Source organism: Prosthecobacter sp. (assembly GCF_044378005.1).
Classification (GTDB): domain Bacteria; phylum Verrucomicrobiota; class Verrucomicrobiia; order Verrucomicrobiales; family Verrucomicrobiaceae; genus Prosthecobacter.
The window spans coordinates 1-19052 of sequence record NZ_JBILYB010000117.1 but is presented as its reverse complement, the minus strand read 5'-3'; the positions used below and the strand labels follow the sequence as shown (position 1 = coordinate 19052).

Sequence of the window (19052 nt, the reverse complement as noted above, 5' to 3'; positions counted from 1 at the left end):
CGTGGGCGGCTTGCGCGGCCTGTGGGAGCTGGAGATGGACGCAGCACTCAAGGCCGACTTTGCCAAAGGCCTCGTCGCGAGCGCGAAACTGGCGGCGGAATGGCTTTCACTCGCGAAGCAATTCGACAATGCGGACACGAGCTATTTTGAAATGGACTGGCGTGTGATGAACAAAGACTGGAAGCCGCAGAAGACCGAAACCGAAGCGCAGGACCTGGCGCAGGCGCAGATGCGGATCTTCAGCAAACTGGCTCCGCGTCGAGGTAAGGAGACCGCGTTTATCCGCGAACCCACAGCGGCGGCCTGGATCGTTACGCTGTTGCCGGATGCGGCACTTCTGAAGCAACACAGCGCCGAGGTGGCGAAGGTGATCGCGCACTACGACTACACGAAGCTCTACTACTCGCAGTTCTTCTGGGTGGAGATGGCCTGGGAGAGGCTGCGTGCAGCTGAACTCTAATTCTGCCCGGGTCTTTGAATTCGGGCAGGCACATCATTGATGGAGAAGCCTGCAGCACGCAGGCCATCCCAAATTTGCACGAGAAGTCCGAGCGGTGTTTCGGTATCAGCTTGGAGTTCGAGTTTGGCCTGAGGATCGGACTGTTTGAGCTTCGTCAGAGCAGCGGCGAGCTGATCCACAGCGACAGGATTTCCATCGAGCAGGAGTTCTTTTTCCGGCGTCACCGTGATGGATTTACGCACTTCATCCGAGGCTGCGGCAGAGCCCATCGACTTCGACTCCGGCAGGTTGATCTTCACCTGCACTTTCTTTTCCCGGAAGGTGGTGGTGGCGATGAAGAAGATGAGGAGGATCACCATGATGTCGATCATCGACACGATGGGGATCGCTGGCACCGGACGGCGGCGGGGGCGGAGGTTGAGTTGCATGGCTCGGCTTGGCTGACTCAGTTCCGGCTCGATGAGGGGGCTGCGCGCTGGACCTCGAAGTGAGCAAAGAAGGTCTGGATTGTCTCATGCATGATGGACTCCAGCCTCACGGCCACCTGATCCAGGCGGCGAACAAAATAGGTGTGCGCCACCACCGAGGGAACGGCCACGAAGAGACCCGCGATGGTGCAGCGCAGGGCCACGCCGATCTCCTTCGCGACTTCGGTGGTGTCAGGTCCAGCCTCGCTACCAAAGGCGGAGAACATGCCGACGAGTCCGGCAGTGGTTCCGAGCAATCCTAAAAGCGGAGCCACGGTGACCATGACCTCCAGCATGGGGATGCCGCGCTCGAGATGGTGCAGTTCCTCCTTGGCACGAGCGGTCAGCGTATCCACGCATTCCTGACGCGAGGAAAAGGTGCCGCTAATGGCAAGTGCGCCGAGTTTGGCGAGAAGAGATTCGTCACGATCGAGAAACTCCTGGAGCGGCTTGATGTCTCCTTTGGCGGCATAGTTCGGCAGAGATCGAAGCTGACTCATGACACTCGCAGGGAGCACCAGATGATCGCGCAACCGAAGCCAGGCCGAGATGATCACCGTCACAGCCAGGAAGGAACACAGCACGATGAAGAGCATCACATAGCCGCCTGTGGCGAGGAACTCTCCGAGTTTCCCCAGACCTGTGGTGGTGGTCTGGGCAGCGGCAGCAAGGATAGGGGGAATGGAACTCATGATACGTGACGAGGTATTCGTGAGGCGGCGGTATCCTGCAAGAACGAATAATCATACCGCACTTCAGCAGGAGCTACATTGTCCTAGCCCAAGCGCTTAAATCGTTGTCTTTCCCAGTGCCCTGAACTTCCCCGGTGCCATGCCTGCGTAGCGACTGAAGTGCCGCGTGAAGGCGCTTTGGTCACACCAGCCAGTCTCGATGGCGATGTCGGCGAGGGATTGATCCGTCTCCCGCAGCAGGCGCGTAGCTTCATCGAGGCGGAGCTTGTGCAGCAGTTGCAGCGGGCTCATTTGAAACAGTCGCTGCACGCGCTGCTCGAACTGATACACGCTGAGCCCGGCCTTCGTCGCGATGTCCTCGATGCGCAGGCTCTCGGTGTAATGCGACTGCATCATTTTCAAAGCGGAGGCCAGTTCCGCGAAGCCGGTCGCTTTATCACTTGGGGCGTTCAAATCACGCGAGATCCCGGTCACCCCAATGATGTGGCCTTTGGCGTCACGCAGCGGATGCTTGGTGGTCAGGCACCAACCGGCTTTGCCACCGGGGTAGATGTGCAGCTCGAGCTGGTGCTCCACACGCTTGCCCGTTTTCAGCACCAACTCGTCCTGGCGGGTATAACTGACCGCCAGCGATGCCGGATAGACCTCGGCGGGCTTTTTGCCGATGAGCTTCGTTTTGTCCCCCCCAGCACAGCGGGCCGCCATGGTCTGATTCACGACGACATAGCGCCCGAACTTGTCCTTGATGAAAAAGACGACATCCGGCAGCGCATCGAAAAGCGCCTCCGTGACGGCGTGATCCATGAAAAGGTCGGTGGTGGCCATGAATTGGCTGAAATGGCAGGTTCACGGCCAAAAAGCAATCAAGAGCCACTTGGATTTATGATTCATGAATGCTGACTCATGAATCCAGAATCCCAAATGTGGTCCGGCGTCTTCCCGGCAGTCCTCACTCAGTTACACCAGGATCAATCGCTGGATCTCGCGGCCTCCGAGCGGCATTGGCAGGCACAGATCGACGTTGGCGTCTCCGGTTTGATCGTGTGCGGCTCACTCGGTGAAAATCAGTGCCTCCAGCCGAATGAAAAACGTGCGGTGGTCAAACACGCCGTCGAAGTCGCCGCTGGCCGTGTGCCGGTGATCAGTGGTGTGGCGGAGATGAATACCCGCAGCGCCGTGAGCTACATGCAGGACTGCGAAAAGCTCGGTGCCTCCGGCTTCATGATCATGCCACCGATGGTTTATAAGAGTGACCCACGCGAGACGCAGCACTGGTTCCGCACGCTCGCCAAAGCCACGCCGCTGAGCTGGATGCTTTACAATAACCCAGTCGGCTACCACACCGATGTCACGCCGGAGATGTTCGTCGAGCTGGCCGACATCCCGAACCTGCACGCCATCAAGGAAAGCAGCGCCAATACTCGCCGCATCACGGAGCTGCGCAATCAAACCGGCGACCGCTACCGCATCTTCACGGGTGTGGACGATCTCTTCCTCGAATCCGCCATCCTCGGCATCGACGGCTGGGTTTGCGGCAGCGGCATCGCCTTCCCGAAGGAAAATCAGCAGCTTTGGGATCTCGCCAAAGCTGGCAAGTGGGACGAATGCCGCGCCCTCTACCGCTGGAGCCAGCCGCTGATGAAGCTCGATACGCACCTCCACTTTGTGCAATACATCAAGCTCCTCTGCCAGGAGACCGGCCTAGGCCAGGAGTGGGTCCGCGAGCCACGTCTGATCCTCGCCGGAGCCGAGCGCGAACAAGTGCTGAAAATCATCCGCGATGCGCTGGCGAAGCGGCCAAAGTGAGCTGATGTGGCTCCGCCATGCCTCACTCCACTCTAGCGCTCGGTTTTGGCCATCGGCCGGATGATCCTCACCGGAGGACGCGTCTTGATGTGCATCTGCACCTCGATTTTCCCGAGGGGCCGCTTTCGCTCGGGGAACAGTCTGGCACCGCTCCAGGTGTGGGAGCGCAGGTGACGCTCCAGGAGATCGTGGAGCGATACCTCGACCATGTGCGAGCCTGCGGATGCGAATGGCTGGCTCCGCTCGCCGCTGAGGAAAAACGGACCGGGAGAAGATTCACACCCCACGAAATCCAGTCCCACATGCCGCCACCCTCACCACCCGTGCAAGTTCTGGAGGCACCGAATCTTGGGCGAAGCGGCAAACCCACCGCTGATGTGTTGCGGCGTATTCGCGAAGCGATCAACCAGGGCGATTTTGAAGCTCTGGAAAGTCTGCGGGATGAACTCAACGACGAAACAGTCCGCACACTGGCCCAAGAATGGCACGCAGACCTGCCATGGAGCACCAAGGACGCGTATGCCTCGCTGCTGCAGGACCAGTTGGCCGTTAGCGTGCACCCACTCTTCCGCGATGCCCTGAATTCGCCAACCACCGAAACGCGGGCCTACGCGCTGTGTGTGCTCACGGGCGACTTTACCCGGTTCACCTCCATCATGACCAAAGGCGGCGTGGATGCGACGAAAGTGGACGCAGCCATCGCCACGGCAAACCTGCGCTGAGGAACTGTGAGTGGTCTTCACCGCCTGCGGATCGTTGTGCTGCCGCAACTCGAAGAACTGGGCCAAAACTGGCAAGAAGTTGCTGGGACGAACTTTCAGGTCATTGCATCCCTTGTCGCTATCTCTTAATCCTTGCCTCACCATGGTCCGCCCACGCAAAAAATACACCGTTCACGATCTCCGTAAGCTCAAAGGCAAACGCTGCCTCACGCATATCCATGTGAAGTCACCGCAGGAGGCGATGGCGGCTGAGGCGGCGGGGATCGACCTCATGAGCTGCAGCTTTGACTCACCGGAGGCGCAGGCGCGCCTGCCGCTGCTCGTCGCCGCTGCGCCCACGGCTTTCCTTTCCGGCTCCACGCCGCATGGCATGGCCACGCAGGAGGAGGCCATCCGCACCGGCTTCCGCGCTCTCGAAATGGGTGCCAGCTCGGTGTATTGCTCCGGCAGCCCGTTTTTGATCGAAGCGATGGCTCGCGAAGGCATCCCCGTCGTCGGTCACATCGGCATGGTTCCGCGTCACGTCACCTGGACCGGCTACCGCAGCCTCGGCAAGACCGTGGATGAAGCGAAGGCCATCTACCAAAAAATGAAGGACCTCGAAAACGCCGGTGCCTATGCCGCCGAGATCGAGATCGTGCCGCACAACCTCGCCACGTGGCTCTGCAAGCAAACGAGCATGCTGCTCATGTCTCTCGGCTCCGGCACCGGCTGCGACACCCAGTTCCTTTTCTCCTGCGACATCCTCGGCGACTACGACGAGCGCATCCCGCGCCACGCCAAGTCCTACCGCAACTTCGCCGAAGAAAACCGCCGCCTGCAAAACGAGCGCATCGCCGCCTTCAGCGAATATGTGGCCGATGTGAACGAAGGCCGCTTCCCCGAGCGCTGCCACCTCACCGAGATGGACGCCGCGCTGCTGGATGAGGTGGTGAAGTCCGTGGCCTAATCCTCAAAGATCGCCATGCGAGTCCCTGCCGCCCTTCTCGTCCTTTCCGTCCCTGCCTTCGCCGCCACGCCGAAGGCCATTACGACGTTTTTCGACCAACACTGCGTCGAATGCCACGACGCCGAGGTGAAGAAAGGCGGCCTCGATCTCACGGCGCTCAGCTTTGACCTCAAAGACCCTCAGCTCTTCGAAAAGTGGGTCAAGGTGCACAACAGCGTGGCCGATGGCGAGATGCCGCCGAAAAAGAAGGCGCGTCCTGATTCAAAACTCTCCGAAGCCTTCCTCGACTCACTCGACGGCCAACTCCGCGACACCAGCGCCGCGCAAATCACCGCTCAGGGTCGAACGCTGGTACGCAGGCTGAACCGCATCGAGTATGAAAACACCGTGCGCGATCTGCTGCACATCGACCTGCCTCTCGCGGGGCTGTTGCCCGAGGACACGCCCATGCATGGCTTTGACACCGTGGCGGAAGGTTTGCGCTTCTCTCAGCTCCAGATCGAAAAGTATCTCGAAGCCGCCGATGCGGCGCTGGATGCCGCCGTGGATCTGCGCATGAAGGTGGAGCTGAAAAAAGAGCGCTTCACCTACAAGGACGAAAAGTGGATATTCGAAAACCTCGCGCTGCCAGATGACCCGCCCGCAGACCCGAAGAAGAAGTATGAACGCAAGCGTGTCGTCTTTCGTGATCTGCCGGACGCCCTCGTCATGTTCACCGACGCTGACTACATGCTCGGCCTCAGCAAGTTCAAGATGCGCCGCGGCGGCACCTACCGCATCCGCCTTTCTGGTTATGGTTATCAAAGCGCGGGCGAACCCGTCACCGCACGCATCTACGCGAACGATTACAGCGCGGGCAAACGCCTGCTCGGCCATTGGGACATGCCGGAAGGTCAGCCGCGTGTCGTCGAGACCATCACACACATCAACCGCAGCGAGCACCTGCTCGTGATGCCTTTCCGCGTGGGTTACGATGCCGAGGGCCGACGCCTCAGCGATGTGGACACGACAAAGCAGTTCACCGGTCGCGGCCTCGCCGTGCAGTGGATCGAGATCGAGGGACCGCTCGAAATGCAAAACTGGCCACCGCCCTCCGTGAAGGCGCTCTTCGGCGATGTGCCCGTCATTCAGCTCGAAACCAAAAAGGAAGGCGAAGGCATCGGCTATGAATTGAAGCCCGCTGATCCCATCGCCGCGCTGAAAACGGTGATCGAAACCTTCGCCACCAAGGCCTTCCGCCGTCCGCTGGAGCCCGGCGAGGCGGATCGTTTCATCAAACTCGCGGTCGATGGTCTCGGCGGTGGTTTTCTTGAGGCTGCGAAGCTCGGTCTGCGCGGCGTGCTTACCTCACCGCAGTTTTTGTTGTTCGACGAACTGCCCGGTCCACGCCTCAGTGATCACACTTTGGCCTCACGCTTGTCATATTTCCTTTGGTCCACCCTGCCGGATGATGAACTGATGCGCCTCGCCGCCGCCAAGAAGCTCCACGAGCCTGAAACACTGAAAGCGCAGGTGAAACGCATGCTCGCCGACAAACGCAGCCAGGCCTTCGTGAAGAACTTTGCCGGTCAGTGGCTCGATCTGCGCAGCATCGACGCCACCTCGCCCGACACGACGCTTTACCCCGAGTTCGATGAGATGCTGAAGTATGCCATGGTCGGCGAGACGGAGGCTTTCTTCGCCGAAATGCTCGCCAAGGACCTTCCCGTCACGAATTTCATCCACAGCGACTTCTTGATGCTCAACCATCGCATCGCCGAGCATTACGGCCTCGGCACCGATGTCGCGAAGGGCGAGGAATTCGTCCGCGTGAAGCTCCCTGCCGACAGCGTGCGCGGCGGCGTGCTCACCCAGGCCAGCATTCTCAAAGTCACCGCGAACGGCACCGTCAGCTCGCCCGTGCTGCGCGGTGGCTGGGTCATGAAGCGCTTGCTCGGCCAGCCGCCGCCACCACCACCGCCCGGCATTCCCGGAGTCGAGCCCGACACACGCGGCGCCAGCACCATCCGCGAGATTTTAGCCAAACACAGCACCTCCGAGAACTGCGCCGGCTGCCACGCGAAGATTGATCCACCCGGCTTCGCGCTGGAGAGCTTCGATGTCATCGGCGGCTGGCAGGATCGCTACCGCAGCAAAGAAAAAGGCGAGCGCCCGAATGCCAAAGTCGAGAACCGCGGCGTCTGGCAATACAAAGTCTCCCTCCCCGTCGATGCCAGCGGCAGCCTCGCCGACGGCCGCGTGTTCAAGGACATCAAAGACTTTAAAAAGCTCCTCCTCGCCCAGCCCGCCGACGTCCAACGCTGCCTCACCGAAAAACTCCTCACCTATGCCACTGGTGCTGCCCCAACGTATGCGGATGGCAAAGCGGTGAATGACATCGTCTCCCAATCACTGAAGCAAGGCGGTGGCTTGAAAACGTTCGTGACCGAACTCGTTCTCAGTGACACCTTCCGCCGCAAGTAAGCCGCCATCTTCGACCTCCTTCCTTTGATGAACACACTCTCCCGCCGCACCTTCCTTCGTGGCTCTGGCGTCTCCCTCGCGCTGCCGTTTCTTGATGCGATGTGGGGGCGCAAGGCGCTCGCAGCAGCCGAGTCGGTGCCGCCGAAGAGGCTGGTGACGATTTGCGCCTCGCTCGGGATTTATGGGCCAGATTTCTTTCCGGCGGAAGGTGGCGACGCCTACACCCCGTCGCCCTATTTGAAGATGATCGAGGCGCATCGGAAGGACTTCACCGTCTTCTCGAATGTTTGCCACCCAGATCAAAACGGACGCGATGGTCATGCCTCCGAGATGACCTGGCTCACGGGGGCGCGGCATCCAGGACTCGGAGGCTTTCGCAACACCATCTCGCTGGATCAGTTCATCGCGGAGAAGATCGGTTTTGAAACGCGCTACCCGTCGCTGCAGCTCAACACCGGCGGCAACAACAGCCAGAGCTACACGCGCAGCGGCGTCATGATCCCGGCGGAAATGAAGCCGTCGAAGATCTTCGCGAAGCTCTTCCTCGATGGCACCGGATGGGAGATCCAGCAGCAGATGCGCAAGCTGAAGGAAGGCCGCAGCATCATGGACACCGTGGGCGTGGAAGCGAAGCGGCTGGAGAAGCGCTTCGGCAGTGCCGACCGCGACAAGCTCGACGAATATTTCACTTCGGTGCGTGAGATGGAGCAGCGCCTGCAAAAAGCCGAGGCATGGGTGCAGAAACCGAAGCCCAAAGTCGATGCGAAACAGCCCCAGGACATCCAGGACGAGAAGGACCTCATCGGGCGCATGAATCTCATGTTTGACCTCATCCCGCTCGCCTTCCAGACGGACAGCACGCGACTCATCACCGTGGTCGTGCAAGGGCGCGGAGATGTGCCCACGATTCCAGGCGTCAAAGCAGATCACCACAACCTCTCCCATCACGGCCAGGACCCCGAAAAGATCGCGCAGCTTCGTCTCATCGAAACCGCGCAGCTCAAAGCGCTCGGCACGCTGATGGAAAAGCTCAAAGCGAAGCAGGAAGGCTCCAAATCGCTACTCGACAGCACCGCCGTGCTCTACGGCAGCAACCTCGGCAACGCCAACTCGCACGACTGGCACAACCTGCCGCTCCTGCTCGCCGGCGGCGGCTTCAAACACGGCAAGCACCACACGGGCGACGTGAAGAACAACACACCGATGGGAAATCTCTTCGTCCGCCTCATGCAAAACATGGGCATCGAGGCCGACACCTTTGCCACCAGCACGGGCGTCCTGGTGATTTGAGCGAAATCACGCCCTCGCTGCCGGAATCAGCCAAGAAGCACTCCTTGCTCGGGCCACCGTGCAGCCATGAAGCGCATCCCCATCATCGACTCCCACACTGGCGGCGAGCCCACACGCGTGGTCTTGAGAGGGGTGACCGCCGATGAACTCGAAACCTACCGCCGCGCCATCATTTGCGAGCCGCGTGGGCATGAGGTGATCGTTGGTGCACTGCTCATGGAGCCGAAAGACGTGTCGTGTGCTGCTGGCGTCATCTTCTTCAACAACGTCGGCCTGCTCGGCATGTGCGGGCATGGCATGATCGGCCTCATCGCGACGCTGAAGCATCTCGGTCGCCTTTCAGCGGGCGAGCATCGCGTGGAGACGCCCGTGGGCATCGTCACCGCCACGCTGCATGACGATGGTCGCGTGAGCATTCGCAATGTGCCGTCGTATCGCCAAGCGAAGAGCGTGAAGGCTGGTGGCGTGAGCGGAGATGTCGCGTGGGGCGGAAACTGGTTCTTTCTCGTCGCGGATCATGGGCTCGATCTCACGCTGAAAAACGTCCCGCAGCTCACGCAGGCCAGTTTGGCGATGCGAGAGGCCGTGCGGGCCGCGGGCTACCCGGAAGTCGATCACGTCGAGCTTTTTGGCCCGCCACACGATGCTGCAAATCACAGCCGGAACTTCGTTTTGTGTCCCGGTGGTGAGTATGACCGCTCGCCCTGCGGCACCGGCACGAGTGCGAAGCTCGCCTGTCTGGCTGCCGATGGAAAACTCGCTCCCGGGGAGGTCTGGCGGCAGGAAAGCATCCTCGGCAGTATGTTTGAGGGAAGCTACCAGAACGGCGAAAGCGGCATCATCCCCACGATCACCGGCCAGGCATTCATCACGGCAGAAACGACGCTCATCTTTGATCCGACTGATCCGTTTCGAATGGGGATCGAGTGAGTTTGGCGAAGGTCTCTTCATATTGGAGTGCCTGATACCTCATGAAACTCAAGCAGGCTTGAATTCATCAGCTTCCGGCTAGGCGGAGTCGTCGGCACCGCTTTGGTGAATCCACCCATGTGGCACATGCGGGAGTGCTTGCCCACCCAGTTCTTTCAGCGCATCCACGGCTTGCCACATCCCCGCATCCCGCTATGACTGGCGGCCCGTTGGGCGGGTATTCCGTGAAATCTCCCGCCTGCGGCCCCCAACCTCCCATGTCCCTCTCTCCCGAAAGTCCCGTGGCCGTCCTATGCAGTGGCGGCGATGCCCCAGGTATGAATGCCTTTCTGCGTGCCATCGTACGCCTGGGATTAAACCGACACCAGATCCCCGTGTATGGCATCCGCGATGGTTACCGCGGCCTCGTGCGTGCCGCGCGCCAGGTAAACAGCGACGCTGACGCCCTTATCCGCCTGAAGCTGGAGATCGAGCGCAATATCGGCAACCGCGGCCTCATCGACGCGCAGCAAAGCATCATTCAAATGGACCACGCCAGTGTGTCCGGCATCATGGGCAAAGGCGGCACCATCCTCGGCTCCGCCCGCTGCCTGGATTTCCACAAGCCTGAGGTCCGACGCGAGGTGATCGTACTTTTGGAAAAACTCGGTGTGCGCGCCCTGATCGTCAGCGGTGGTGATGGCTCCCTCACAGGCGCCCGTTTGCTCGCTGAAGAAAGCGACCTGCGCATCGTCGGCGTGCCGGCCACGATCGATAACGATCTGCAATTTACTGAGATGTCCCTCGGCGTGGACACCGCCGTCCACACGCTCGTGTGGGCCGTGGATCACTTCATCGACACCGCACGCAGCCACCGCCGCGTGATGGTGCTGGAGACGATGGGCCGCGAGAGCGGTGACCTCGCCCGCATGGCTGCGCTGGCCTCCGGCGCGGAAATGGTGATCACGCCCGAAGGCGGCGCTTTGTCCGAAGCCAAAATGCGCGGCCTCGCGGAGCAAATCGAAGGAGCGATGACACGGGGACGTGGTCACGCCATCGTGCTGATCGCTGAAGGGGTGAAGTTTGAACCCGAACAGAAGCGCAACGGAGCCTACGTCCTGCGTGATGCCTTCCAAAGCTACTTCCAGCGCGAAGGAGCCCCCTTCCCCGACCTCGAAGTTCGCCCCTCCGTGCTCGGCCATCTCCAGCGCGGCGGTCACTCCACGCCGGGGGACTGCATCCTTGCCGCACGCTTTGCCGAAGAAGCCTGGAAGTCGGTCCTCAATCCCAATGGCATCAACGGCATCACGGCCCTGCGCTACAACAAGGTGGAGGTCGTCCCCTTCGGCTGCCCTGACCTGCCCGAGCGGGCCATTCATTCCTGCGCCATGGATCGCCTGCACAACGATCTCTCGAACTGGTAGGCGGTCACCCCGGCGGCCTGACAAAAAGTATTGACCCTCGGGTTGGAATTGGAGACACTCGGCTCAATTCCAACCAGGGAGGTCACCATGAACGAACCCCAATCCCGTCGTCGCTTTCTGACTGAGGTCAGCAAAGGCACCTTGCTAGCCACCATCGGCCCCGCGCTCGCTTCCGAGCTTGGTCTGACACCTGCCGCTGCTGCTGAAGCACCGGCGGCTTTAAACTTCGGCGACCTCGAACCACTCGTCGCTTTCATGCAGGAGACGCCCGTGGCGAAGCTCCAGCCTGCGCTGCTAGCGAAACTCCAGAGCGGCACGCCTTTGAAAAAACTCGTGGCGGCAGGTGTGCTGGCGAATGCGCGCACTTTTGGCGGCGAGGACTACATCGGCTTCCACACGCTCATGGCACTGAGCCCGTCCCTCAAAATGGCAGGCTCCATGCCCGAGAAGCAGCAGGCTTTGCCCGTCTTCAAAGTGCTGTATCGAAACACGAACCGCATCCAGGAGAATGGTGGGCGTGCCGATGAGGTGCTGCATCCAGTGGCTGCAAGTGCTGACAAACCAAGTGCGCAGCAGCTTCACGATGTCGTGAAGGAAAAAGACACCGCGCAGGCGGAGGCGACCTTTGCCGCGCTGATGCAGCAGAGTCCGGACACCGGCTTCAATGCGCTGCTGGAATGTGTGCAGGACAACCCGGAGGTGCATCGCACCGTGCTGCCGTATCGCGCCTGGGATCTGCTGGATCTGGTGGGCCGCGAACACGCGACGACGATGCTGCGCATGTCCCTGCGCTACTGCCTGAATGCCGAAAGCTCCCGCCGCCCTGAGTGGGATGAACATGCGAAAGCACTCTCGAAACTGCTCGATGAGCACAAGCTCCTCAGTCGTGATCCCGGCACGAAGACGATGGATGATGGTGCGCTCGAAAAACTCTCAATGACCATCTTCAGCGGCTCGCCAACGGACGCTGCTGGCGCTGTCGCCGCTGCACTGGCGGAAGGTTTTGATCCGCATGAAATCGGTGAAGCACTGTCTCTCGCCGCGAACCAATTTGTGCTTCGTGACCACGGACGGCTTCCCGAATGGGAGTTTCCCGGCAAGCCCACCGGCAGCGTGCATGGTGACTCGGTCGGCGTGCATTCCAGTGACTCGGTTCATGCGTGGCGGAATCTTTCCTCCGTGAGCCAGGGACGGAATGTCTTCGCCTGCCTCATCCTTGCAGGCTGGCAGATCGCCCGTGATCGCAGCTACCAGCCTTTCCTGGAATGGCAGCCGATGCCGAGCAAGCGCCAGATCGGTCTGATCACGGCCACGGATCAGACGAAACTGCTCGCCGAACTCGACGCCATGATTCGCGGCAATCTCCAGTCCCATGCCGCCGCCGTCATGCATCGCTGGGGGATGCTGAATCTGCCCACCGAGCCTGTGCTCGCGGTGCTGCGCAGCTTTGCTGTCAGCGAAGATGGTGCTCTCCATGCGGAGAAGTACTACCAGACCTGCTACGACGAGTTTCATCGCACTCGTGCGGCCTTCCGCTGGCGTCATCTCACGGCGCTGGCTCGTGTGACGGCCAGCGAATTCGGCAAACCCGCCCCCGGTCAAGCCGAGGCTCGTGAGCTCCTGAGAGTCGGCTAAAGGATCGCCAACTCCGTCTTTATTGCATCGGCGATGGGCGTGATGTGCCCATTTGCAGCCTGTTGTAGTTACCCTTCGGGCTCTTGCAACTGACGGTGAAAAGCGTGGTGGCGGCGAGGAGGGTCAGGATGGCGAGACGTTTCATGGTGGGCGCGAGAGTGAATGTGGGCAGAGGAAATGGCAAGTGCCGTGTCACGACCACGCTCTGAGAATGCCGCTGGCTTTGTGCAGTGTCTCCTCCCACTCACGGTCGGGGATGCTGTCGGCGACGATGCCAGAACCAGCGTGGAAAGAGATCTCATCCCCGCGCTGCAAGGCCGTGCGGATGGCGATGTTCCATTGGCTCGTGCCATCGAAACCGAAATAGCCGATGGCTCCGGTGTAGAGCCCGCGCGGATGGGTTTCGAGCTCGGCGATGATCTCCAGCGCGCGTTTCTTCGGCGCACCGCTGATGCTGCCGCCAGGAAAGCAGGCTCGAAATGCCGACGCATGGCTGATGCCAGTCCGCAGCGTGCCAGTGACGGTGGAAACGAGGTGATACACCTGCGCGAAGCTCTCCACTCGCCACAGGTCCGGCGTCTGCACACTGCCGTACTCGCAGACTTGGCCGAGATCGTTGCGTTCGAGATCCGTGATCATGAGCAGCTCGGCGCGCTCCTTTTCACAGGCGAGCAGATCGCGGGCTGACTGCACATCGCGAGCTGGATCATCGGGGTAACGAGGGCGCGTTCCTTTGATTGGTCGCGTCGTGACGGTGCGCCCGTCCATCTTCAAAAAAAGCTCCGGCGAGGCGGACATGATCGTCGTTCCATCCAGATTTAGACAAGCCGCATGAGGCGCGGGCGAGATCTCACGCAGCCGCAGGTAATAGGGCAGAAACTCCCTGCCCACAGGCCAGGCGGCGCGCCAGGGATGGGAGAGATTCACCTGATAAATGTCTCCTGCAGAGATGTACTCCTGGGCGCGGCGGACGGCAGATGTGTAGGTGGCTTTCGAAACCTGCGGGACGAAGGGAAGAGTGTTCTTGGCGCGCTGTTCTCGGCTCGCTGTTTCCAAGCCGGCCAATCCCAACTGAGCACTGAGCACTGAACACTGGCCGTTTTCACACCACCGCCCTGAGTCATGCTCAAATTTGAGTGCGTGCGGATAGACCCCCAACGTGAACTCACCATCAAATCCCACCCAGCCAAAAAGCCCGCCCGAGGTGCGTCCTTGGCTCAAAAGAGCCTCCACTCGCGCCCAATCGCGATCGATGTGTCCGCGGAGAATCTCGATGGGGCGCGCGGTGAGGATGGAGACGCTGCTGGAGTCGGGGACGGCGTTGTCGAGCCAGATGAAACCAGATTCGCGAGCCAGAACCGAGGCAACTTCGGGAGGCGAAGCGTTGAGCTTCAACGACTTCCACGACTCACCACCAGCAGAGGGGAGGCTGGTTGTTTCGGCGGAAGAAGTCTGGGGCATTGACACTGCTGAGGGCGGACCGTACCATACGATTTTCCTGCGGCAAACGGCATGGCTACCTTCCCCCCACCCATCCAGCAAGCTAGCCAGGGCCGTGCGAATGCAGTGGCCCTGGGAATCCTCTGCACACTCATGGCAGCGGAGGCGGGACTCATCGTCCGGGCGGTCTCGCGACAGGGAGTGGTGAGCAAGGAGCAAGGAGTCCAGACCGTGATCGCTCCGGCCAATCCCAAATCTGCGCCGACTCCGCTCACTGCACCCCTCGTGCTCACGGCTACCCCCGTGAGCATCAGTCCGCCACCGGTCGGCCAGCTCGCCGCTCCGGTGGCACCAGTGACTCCTCCCCCAGCACCTGTGACTTCGGGCTTCGGCCCGCCACCCGTCGGCAGTCTGCAAATGACGCCTGCGGTCACTGCGCCACCCGTTTCACCGGCCCCATCCGTCGTATCAGTCCCATCGCCGAAAGCCCCGCCAACACTCCAAGCCCCATCTGCCAAGTCAGGCGACCCCGCCGCCAACATGACACTCACCGAGATGGTGGATCTGGCAAAACAGGTGCGCTCGCTTGGCGACATGCAAGGCGCGCTCGAAGTACTCAAGCGCGCAGATTTGCAATTCCCGGCCTCCCCGGAAGTCATCGCTGAGACCGCGCAGTGCTACGAGCAAATGAGTCTCCCGGACAAGGCGATCTCCCATTGGAAACAGCTCGCCGCCATGGATGCCACACGCGCCGGTGGCTACGGTGATCTCGCGAAGCGAAAGCTCAACATCGACAGCACTACACCTGGCCTCACCCCACCGACTTTCTCCGGCGACTTCGGCCCCAAGATCCTTTCCCTCGGAGCCTGTGCCGCCAGCCGAGATCCCTCCGCCGCGAATGGCGAAAAGGTCGTCCTGCGCATCCCCATCCTGCGCAACGGCAATGCCGCCATCGACCCCTCCCAGGTCGATATCGACGTGTATTTTTTTGACCGCGTGAATGGCGAGAAAGTCGCCCAGACCATCGCGGATGAACCCTTGTCCGCCTGGGGTGCCCCCCCGGTGGACTGGAGCGGCATCGGTGAGGAGCCGCTCAATGTCACCTATTTCCTGCCGGCACTCACACCGGGAGAAATCGCCGCCCACGGACGCCGTGCTTACCATGGCTACGTCGTGCGGTTGTATTATCAGCACAAGCTCCAGGACGTCGCCGCCGAGCCGCGCGACCTTATGGACTTTGGTTCACCCACGCCGCAGACCGTGCCCGGCGCAGGAGTGAACCCTTTGCTGCCTCCTGTGTCGAACTGACGGCCCGTCCCCGACTGCCCTGATGACGATTTTATTTCTTGATGTGAATGCCGCTACACGCGGCGAGCGAGCTGCTGCGCTCTCTCAGCAAACGGGATGGCAGGTGACCTCCATCGCCACCGTCGCCGAAGGCCGCGCCTGGCTGGCGAAGGCCAGATTCCTCGACCTCCTCATCACCGAGGCCATCATGGATGCGGAGAACAGCGGCTTCGCCCTGCGGGATGCCGCTCTGGCCATCTTCCCGAATGCCCATGTGCTCTTCACCACACGCTACGATCTCACCGGCTATGAGGCCAAGATCAGCGGCTGGCCCGTGCTCGCGGATGCGCCCTATTCGCTGGAAAAGCTTATTTCCAAGGCGATCAAGGCTCTGGAGATCGACCCGCCGACACAGATGCTCGTCGTGGCGGAAAAGTCTCCACCTCCCTCGCTGCAATCCGGCACCATGCTCGGCCAGTATCAGATTTTGGAGCGGCTCTCGTATGAAAACGAATCCGAGACCTACCGCGCCATCCAGGTCAGCGTGCAGCGGCCTGTGGCACTCGTGCTCCTGCGGCCCGAGCTGCTTCATCGTGCCGAGGTCGTGGACCGCTTCAAAGCTCGCGAGCGCCTGAAAGCCTCCATCACGCACACTCGCATCGCGCCGCTCTATGAAGCGGGCACTGTGAATGGTCTCGTCTTTTACACCCGAGAGCTGCCACGCGGCCGCAATCTCGAAGAGTTCACCCTTGCGGGCGAAACTCTCTCCGAGCGTAAAGTCGCCGAACTCCTGTACGGCGTCGCCGAGGCCATGGACCACGCCATCGAACGTGGCTGCTACCATCGCCGACTTGAGGAGCGCGATATTTTCATCGACCCGCAAGGACAGGCCAGCATCGTGAACATCTTCCGCCCTGCGGACAGCCGCTCCCGTGATCCGAAAGAAGAAGTCGCCGCACTGATCGCCCTCGTCGAACCGCTCACCACCGATGGCAAAGCCCGTGGGCTCATCGCCAAACTAAGCGAAGAAGACCGAGACTGGAAAGGTCTCATGGACGCACTCGATGATGTGCGCGACGCCATGCGCGAGCGCTCCATCATGCGCCGCATCGAGGCTGAGGAAGGCGGCGGCAAGTCCGGCAGTTCAGGAACGCCCTGGTGGGTGTGGGCCACTGCCCTGGCGTCCATAGGCATCGTCTTTGCCCTCGGCAATCTCGCTGGCACCGCCACTCCCACCGTCGTGGCCGCCACTCTGCTGCGCGATCCAGACATGGTCGAGATCCCAGCCGGCCCCTTCAAATACCAAAAGAACGAGCGCCGCAGCCTGCCAGCCTTTTGGATCAGCCGTCATGAGGTCACCCTCGGTCAGTATGCCGACTTCCTCGCCGCTTTGAAAAAGAACAACGCGACGAGCTTCGACCATCCTGATCAGCCGAAGACCAAGACCACTCACATCCCGCCGAAGTGGAGCGACACCTATGCAGCCGCGAAAGCCGGTGCCACCTTCAACGGCCAGCCCATCAGCCTGAACACACCGGTCACGCAGGTCGATTGGTGGGACGCGTATGCCTTTGCCAAATGGAGCGGCAAGAGACTTCCCACCGAAGAGGAATGGGAGAAGGCCGCACGTGGTGAGAAGGGTTTGCTGTTCCCCTGGGGAGAAAAGCCCACCAAGGAGAAAGCCAACCTCGGTGATGACTACGACGCCAATGGCAAAAAAGGCGGCAAGACCGATGGCTACAACCTCTTCGCCCCCGGCGACCGCGCCTGCGCAGATGTCAGCCCGTATGGCATCCACGACATGGCCGGGAACGTCAGCGAATGGACCGCCAGCGAATTTCGAGGGGAATCCTGGCCCGCCCATCCCGACTTCCCCGACCTACGCATCCCCGTCGTTCGCGGCGGTCATTTCGCGCTGAAGAATAGCGACGACCTGCTCACGACTCGCTTCTTCACCGAGTCCGCCAGCGAGACGACTCTCGCCCGTGGCTTCCGCGTGGCGAGTGATGTCGCCCCCACAAAATGATGACCTGTCATGGCCGCCAAGCTCACCACCATCCTGATCGCCGATGATCACGCCGTCGTCCGGCGCGGCTTCAGCATGATCCTCGCCGCGCAGTGGGACATGCAGGTGCTCGCCGAAGTCTCCAATGGACGTGAAGCCGTGGAGAAGGCGGAGGAACTCCAGCCTGATGTGTGTGTGATGGATGTCACCATGCCCGAGCTCAATGGCATCGAGGCCACGCGGCGCTTGCTCAAGGTCTCGCCGAAGACGCGCGTGCTCGCCTTGTCCATGCACAAGGACTCCGTCTATGTGCGCGAGATCCTCCGCGCTGGAGCCAAGGGCTATCTTTTGAAGGACAGCAGCGAGGCTGACTTTCTCAAAGCCGTGCGCGCCGTTGCCGTCGGTCAGGGCTACCTCAGCCCCGAAGTCAGTGATGCGGTGCTCGATGACTACCGCAAGCATGTCACGAATCCCATCGACCTGCTTTCCACCCGCGAGCGTGAAGTCCTGCAGCTCATCGCCGAGAGCAAGACGAATAAAGACATCGCCAATGCGCTGAATCTGAGTGTTTACACCGTCGAGGCACATCGCGGGCGCATCATGGAGAAGCTGAACATGCACAGCATCGGCGAGCTGGTCCGATTCGCTGTTCGGAATGGATTGATCGACTGACCCGCCATGCGCATGAAAAAGAGATTCGCTCCTTTCACGCGCCGCATCACCCAGCGGACGGTGATGTGGGGGCTCAGCGGTGGCTTCGCCATGGTGCTCGTGCTGCTCGGCATCGCAGGGCTCGTGGCGGTGCGTGACAGTCGTGCCATCCGCCGCAGCGCTGGTGGCCTCGTGCAGGAGCAGTTGCTCATCGCGCGGCTTTTGAATGAAGTACAGGTGGAGGAAAACACCCTCACCGAAGTGCTGCACCGCCTCACTCGCACACCGCAAACTCTCGACCGCTCCGCGCTGCTACGGGAACTGGTGGAGGCGGATCAATCGGTCGCTCGTCTTGCCATCGATGCCGCCTCGACTCCGAAGGCCAAGGTCTGGCAGCAGCTCGAACAAAGCGTGCGAACCTTTTCCACAGAAGCACGCGCTGCGCTCGATCAGGATGACCCGATCTCTGAGGCGGTCATTGCCAGTCTCTTCATCCGGCATGATGAGGTCGTCGGACTGATCCACGACCTGTTGCGTGACAGCGCCGAACACCTGCGTCTCGCCGACGAGCAGATCGAGAGGCAGTCGCGCGATCTCGCCGACGAATCCGCCCTGCTACTCGGCTCTTCGCTGATTCTGGCCGGGCTATGCGCCATCGGCACTATCCTCTTCGTGCGGCACAGCATCCGCCGTATCGAGTGGCAGACGGATGAGATCAACCGCGTGTCCTGGCACATGCTGCAAACGCAGGAGGAAACCGCGCGCCGCTTCTCCCACGAGTTGCACGACGAACTCGGCCAGTCGCTCGCTGCGGTACGTGCAAATCTGACTTCCACCAGCCTCGATGATCAA

General features: G+C 61.0%; 16 protein-coding genes and 2 pseudogenes. 13 read left to right on the top strand and 5 right to left on the bottom strand.

The features are described from left to right. Positions 1–460: pseudogene (locus AC6FTP_RS19215) on the top strand (hypothetical protein); the annotation flags it as partial. Here the strand turns inward: AC6FTP_RS19215 and AC6FTP_RS19210 are convergent. From AC6FTP_RS19210 to AC6FTP_RS19200, 3 genes are all read right to left on the bottom strand, one after another. Continuing rightward, positions 457–888, bottom strand: a complete 432-nt coding sequence (locus AC6FTP_RS19210) for an ExbD/TolR family protein (protein WP_497208528.1) — start codon at positions 886–888, stop codon at positions 457–459. The pseudogene AC6FTP_RS19215 and the gene AC6FTP_RS19210 overlap by 4 nt on opposite strands. 17 nt (positions 889–905) lie before the next feature. Further along, entirely contained in the window at positions 906–1619 is a 714-nt protein-coding gene (locus tag AC6FTP_RS19205; RefSeq protein WP_497208527.1) for a MotA/TolQ/ExbB proton channel family protein, read from the bottom strand. A 96-nt stretch (positions 1620–1715) separates the two neighbouring features. Further along, positions 1716–2444 carry a PAS domain-containing protein gene (locus AC6FTP_RS19200; protein ID WP_497208526.1) on the bottom strand — a complete coding sequence of 243 codons (729 nt, stop codon included), beginning with the start codon at positions 2442–2444 and terminating at the stop codon, positions 1716–1718. A gap of 78 nt (positions 2445–2522) precedes the next feature. Between AC6FTP_RS19200 and AC6FTP_RS19195 the strand changes: the two genes are divergently transcribed. The 8 genes from AC6FTP_RS19195 to AC6FTP_RS19160 all read left to right on the top strand — a co-directional run bounded on the left by AC6FTP_RS19195 (position 2523) and on the right by AC6FTP_RS19160 (position 12817). Next, positions 2523–3425, top strand: a complete 903-nt coding sequence (locus AC6FTP_RS19195; RefSeq protein WP_497208525.1) for a dihydrodipicolinate synthase family protein — start codon at positions 2523–2525, stop codon at positions 3423–3425. A gap of 17 nt (positions 3426–3442) precedes the next feature. Continuing rightward, a complete protein-coding gene (locus AC6FTP_RS19190) occupies positions 3443–4147 on the top strand; it encodes a hypothetical protein (protein ID WP_497208524.1) in 705 nt (234 codons plus the stop codon). A 142-nt stretch (positions 4148–4289) separates the two neighbouring features. Next, positions 4290–5096 (top strand): 3-methyl-2-oxobutanoate hydroxymethyltransferase, encoded by an 807-nt coding sequence (locus AC6FTP_RS19185; protein ID WP_497208523.1) that lies wholly within the window; start codon positions 4290–4292, stop codon positions 5094–5096. Positions 5097–5111: 15 nt separating this feature from the next. After that, positions 5112–7559, top strand: a complete 2448-nt coding sequence (locus AC6FTP_RS19180) for a DUF1592 domain-containing protein (protein ID WP_497208522.1) — start codon at positions 5112–5114, stop codon at positions 7557–7559. Positions 7560–7586: 27 nt separating this feature from the next. Then, positions 7587–8849, top strand: a complete 1263-nt coding sequence (locus tag AC6FTP_RS19175) for a DUF1552 domain-containing protein (protein WP_497208521.1) — start codon at positions 7587–7589, stop codon at positions 8847–8849. 66 nt (positions 8850–8915) lie between these two features. Next, positions 8916–9779: a proline racemase family protein gene (locus tag AC6FTP_RS19170; protein ID WP_497208520.1), complete on the top strand. Its 864-nt coding sequence runs from the start codon at positions 8916–8918 to the stop codon at positions 9777–9779. Between the two features lie 257 nt (positions 9780–10036). Further along, positions 10037–11182: a 6-phosphofructokinase gene (locus tag AC6FTP_RS19165; RefSeq protein WP_497208519.1), complete on the top strand. Its 1146-nt coding sequence runs from the start codon at positions 10037–10039 to the stop codon at positions 11180–11182. Between the two features lie 87 nt (positions 11183–11269). After that, the gene (locus AC6FTP_RS19160; protein ID WP_497208518.1) at positions 11270–12817 is read left to right on the top strand and encodes a hypothetical protein; all 1548 of its coding nucleotides are present in this window, start codon (positions 11270–11272) and stop codon (positions 12815–12817) included. Positions 12818–12836: 19 nt separating this feature from the next. Here AC6FTP_RS19160 and AC6FTP_RS19155 read toward each other — a convergent pair whose 3' ends face one another. Both AC6FTP_RS19155 and AC6FTP_RS19150 read right to left on the bottom strand, forming a co-directional pair. Continuing rightward, positions 12837–12962: a hypothetical protein gene (locus AC6FTP_RS19155; RefSeq protein WP_497208517.1), complete on the bottom strand. Its 126-nt coding sequence runs from the start codon at positions 12960–12962 to the stop codon at positions 12837–12839. Between the two features lie 47 nt (positions 12963–13009). Next, positions 13010–14278 carry an anthranilate synthase component I family protein gene (locus AC6FTP_RS19150; protein WP_497208516.1) on the bottom strand — a complete coding sequence of 423 codons (1269 nt, stop codon included), beginning with the start codon at positions 14276–14278 and terminating at the stop codon, positions 13010–13012. A gap of 51 nt (positions 14279–14329) precedes the next feature. On the opposite strand from AC6FTP_RS19150, the gene AC6FTP_RS19145 reads away from it, so the two are divergent. The 4 genes and pseudogenes from AC6FTP_RS19145 to AC6FTP_RS19130 all read left to right on the top strand — a co-directional run. Then, positions 14330–15565 (top strand): tetratricopeptide repeat protein, encoded by a 1236-nt coding sequence (locus AC6FTP_RS19145; protein ID WP_497208515.1) that lies wholly within the window; start codon positions 14330–14332, stop codon positions 15563–15565. Between the two features lie 22 nt (positions 15566–15587). Next, the gene (locus AC6FTP_RS19140) at positions 15588–17570 is read left to right on the top strand and encodes an SUMF1/EgtB/PvdO family nonheme iron enzyme (protein ID WP_497208514.1); all 1983 of its coding nucleotides are present in this window, start codon (positions 15588–15590) and stop codon (positions 17568–17570) included. A gap of 9 nt (positions 17571–17579) precedes the next feature. After that, the gene (locus AC6FTP_RS19135; RefSeq protein ID WP_497208513.1) at positions 17580–18221 is read left to right on the top strand and encodes a response regulator; all 642 of its coding nucleotides are present in this window, start codon (positions 17580–17582) and stop codon (positions 18219–18221) included. Between the two features lie 12 nt (positions 18222–18233). Next, positions 18234–19052 (top strand): annotated as a pseudogene (locus AC6FTP_RS19130) (hypothetical protein); the annotation flags it as partial.

Bases quoted from the DNA above. Each gene is read 5' to 3' on its own strand.
- AC6FTP_RS19210 (WP_497208528.1), bottom strand. From the start codon at position 888: ATGCAACTCAACCTCCGCCCCCGCCGCCGTCCGGTGCCAGCGATCCCC.
- AC6FTP_RS19205 (WP_497208527.1), bottom strand. From the start codon at position 1,619: ATGAGTTCCATTCCCCCTATCCTTGCTGCCGCTGCCCAGACCACCACC.
- AC6FTP_RS19200 (WP_497208526.1), bottom strand. From the start codon at position 2,444: ATGGCCACCACCGACCTTTTCATGGATCACGCCGTCACGGAGGCGCTT.
- AC6FTP_RS19195 (WP_497208525.1), top strand. From the start codon at position 2,523: ATGAATCCAGAATCCCAAATGTGGTCCGGCGTCTTCCCGGCAGTCCTC.
- AC6FTP_RS19190 (WP_497208524.1), top strand. From the start codon at position 3,443: ATGCCTCACTCCACTCTAGCGCTCGGTTTTGGCCATCGGCCGGATGAT.
- AC6FTP_RS19185 (WP_497208523.1), top strand. From the start codon at position 4,290: ATGGTCCGCCCACGCAAAAAATACACCGTTCACGATCTCCGTAAGCTC.
- AC6FTP_RS19180 (WP_497208522.1), top strand. From the start codon at position 5,112: ATGCGAGTCCCTGCCGCCCTTCTCGTCCTTTCCGTCCCTGCCTTCGCC.
- AC6FTP_RS19175 (WP_497208521.1), top strand. From the start codon at position 7,587: ATGAACACACTCTCCCGCCGCACCTTCCTTCGTGGCTCTGGCGTCTCC.
- AC6FTP_RS19170 (WP_497208520.1), top strand. From the start codon at position 8,916: ATGAAGCGCATCCCCATCATCGACTCCCACACTGGCGGCGAGCCCACA.
- AC6FTP_RS19165 (WP_497208519.1), top strand. From the start codon at position 10,037: ATGTCCCTCTCTCCCGAAAGTCCCGTGGCCGTCCTATGCAGTGGCGGC.
- AC6FTP_RS19160 (WP_497208518.1), top strand. From the start codon at position 11,270: ATGAACGAACCCCAATCCCGTCGTCGCTTTCTGACTGAGGTCAGCAAA.
- AC6FTP_RS19155 (WP_497208517.1), bottom strand. From the start codon at position 12,962: ATGAAACGTCTCGCCATCCTGACCCTCCTCGCCGCCACCACGCTTTTC.
- AC6FTP_RS19150 (WP_497208516.1), bottom strand. From the start codon at position 14,278: ATGCCCCAGACTTCTTCCGCCGAAACAACCAGCCTCCCCTCTGCTGGT.
- AC6FTP_RS19145 (WP_497208515.1), top strand. From the start codon at position 14,330: ATGGCTACCTTCCCCCCACCCATCCAGCAAGCTAGCCAGGGCCGTGCG.
- AC6FTP_RS19140 (WP_497208514.1), top strand. From the start codon at position 15,588: ATGACGATTTTATTTCTTGATGTGAATGCCGCTACACGCGGCGAGCGA.
- AC6FTP_RS19135 (WP_497208513.1), top strand. From the start codon at position 17,580: ATGGCCGCCAAGCTCACCACCATCCTGATCGCCGATGATCACGCCGTC.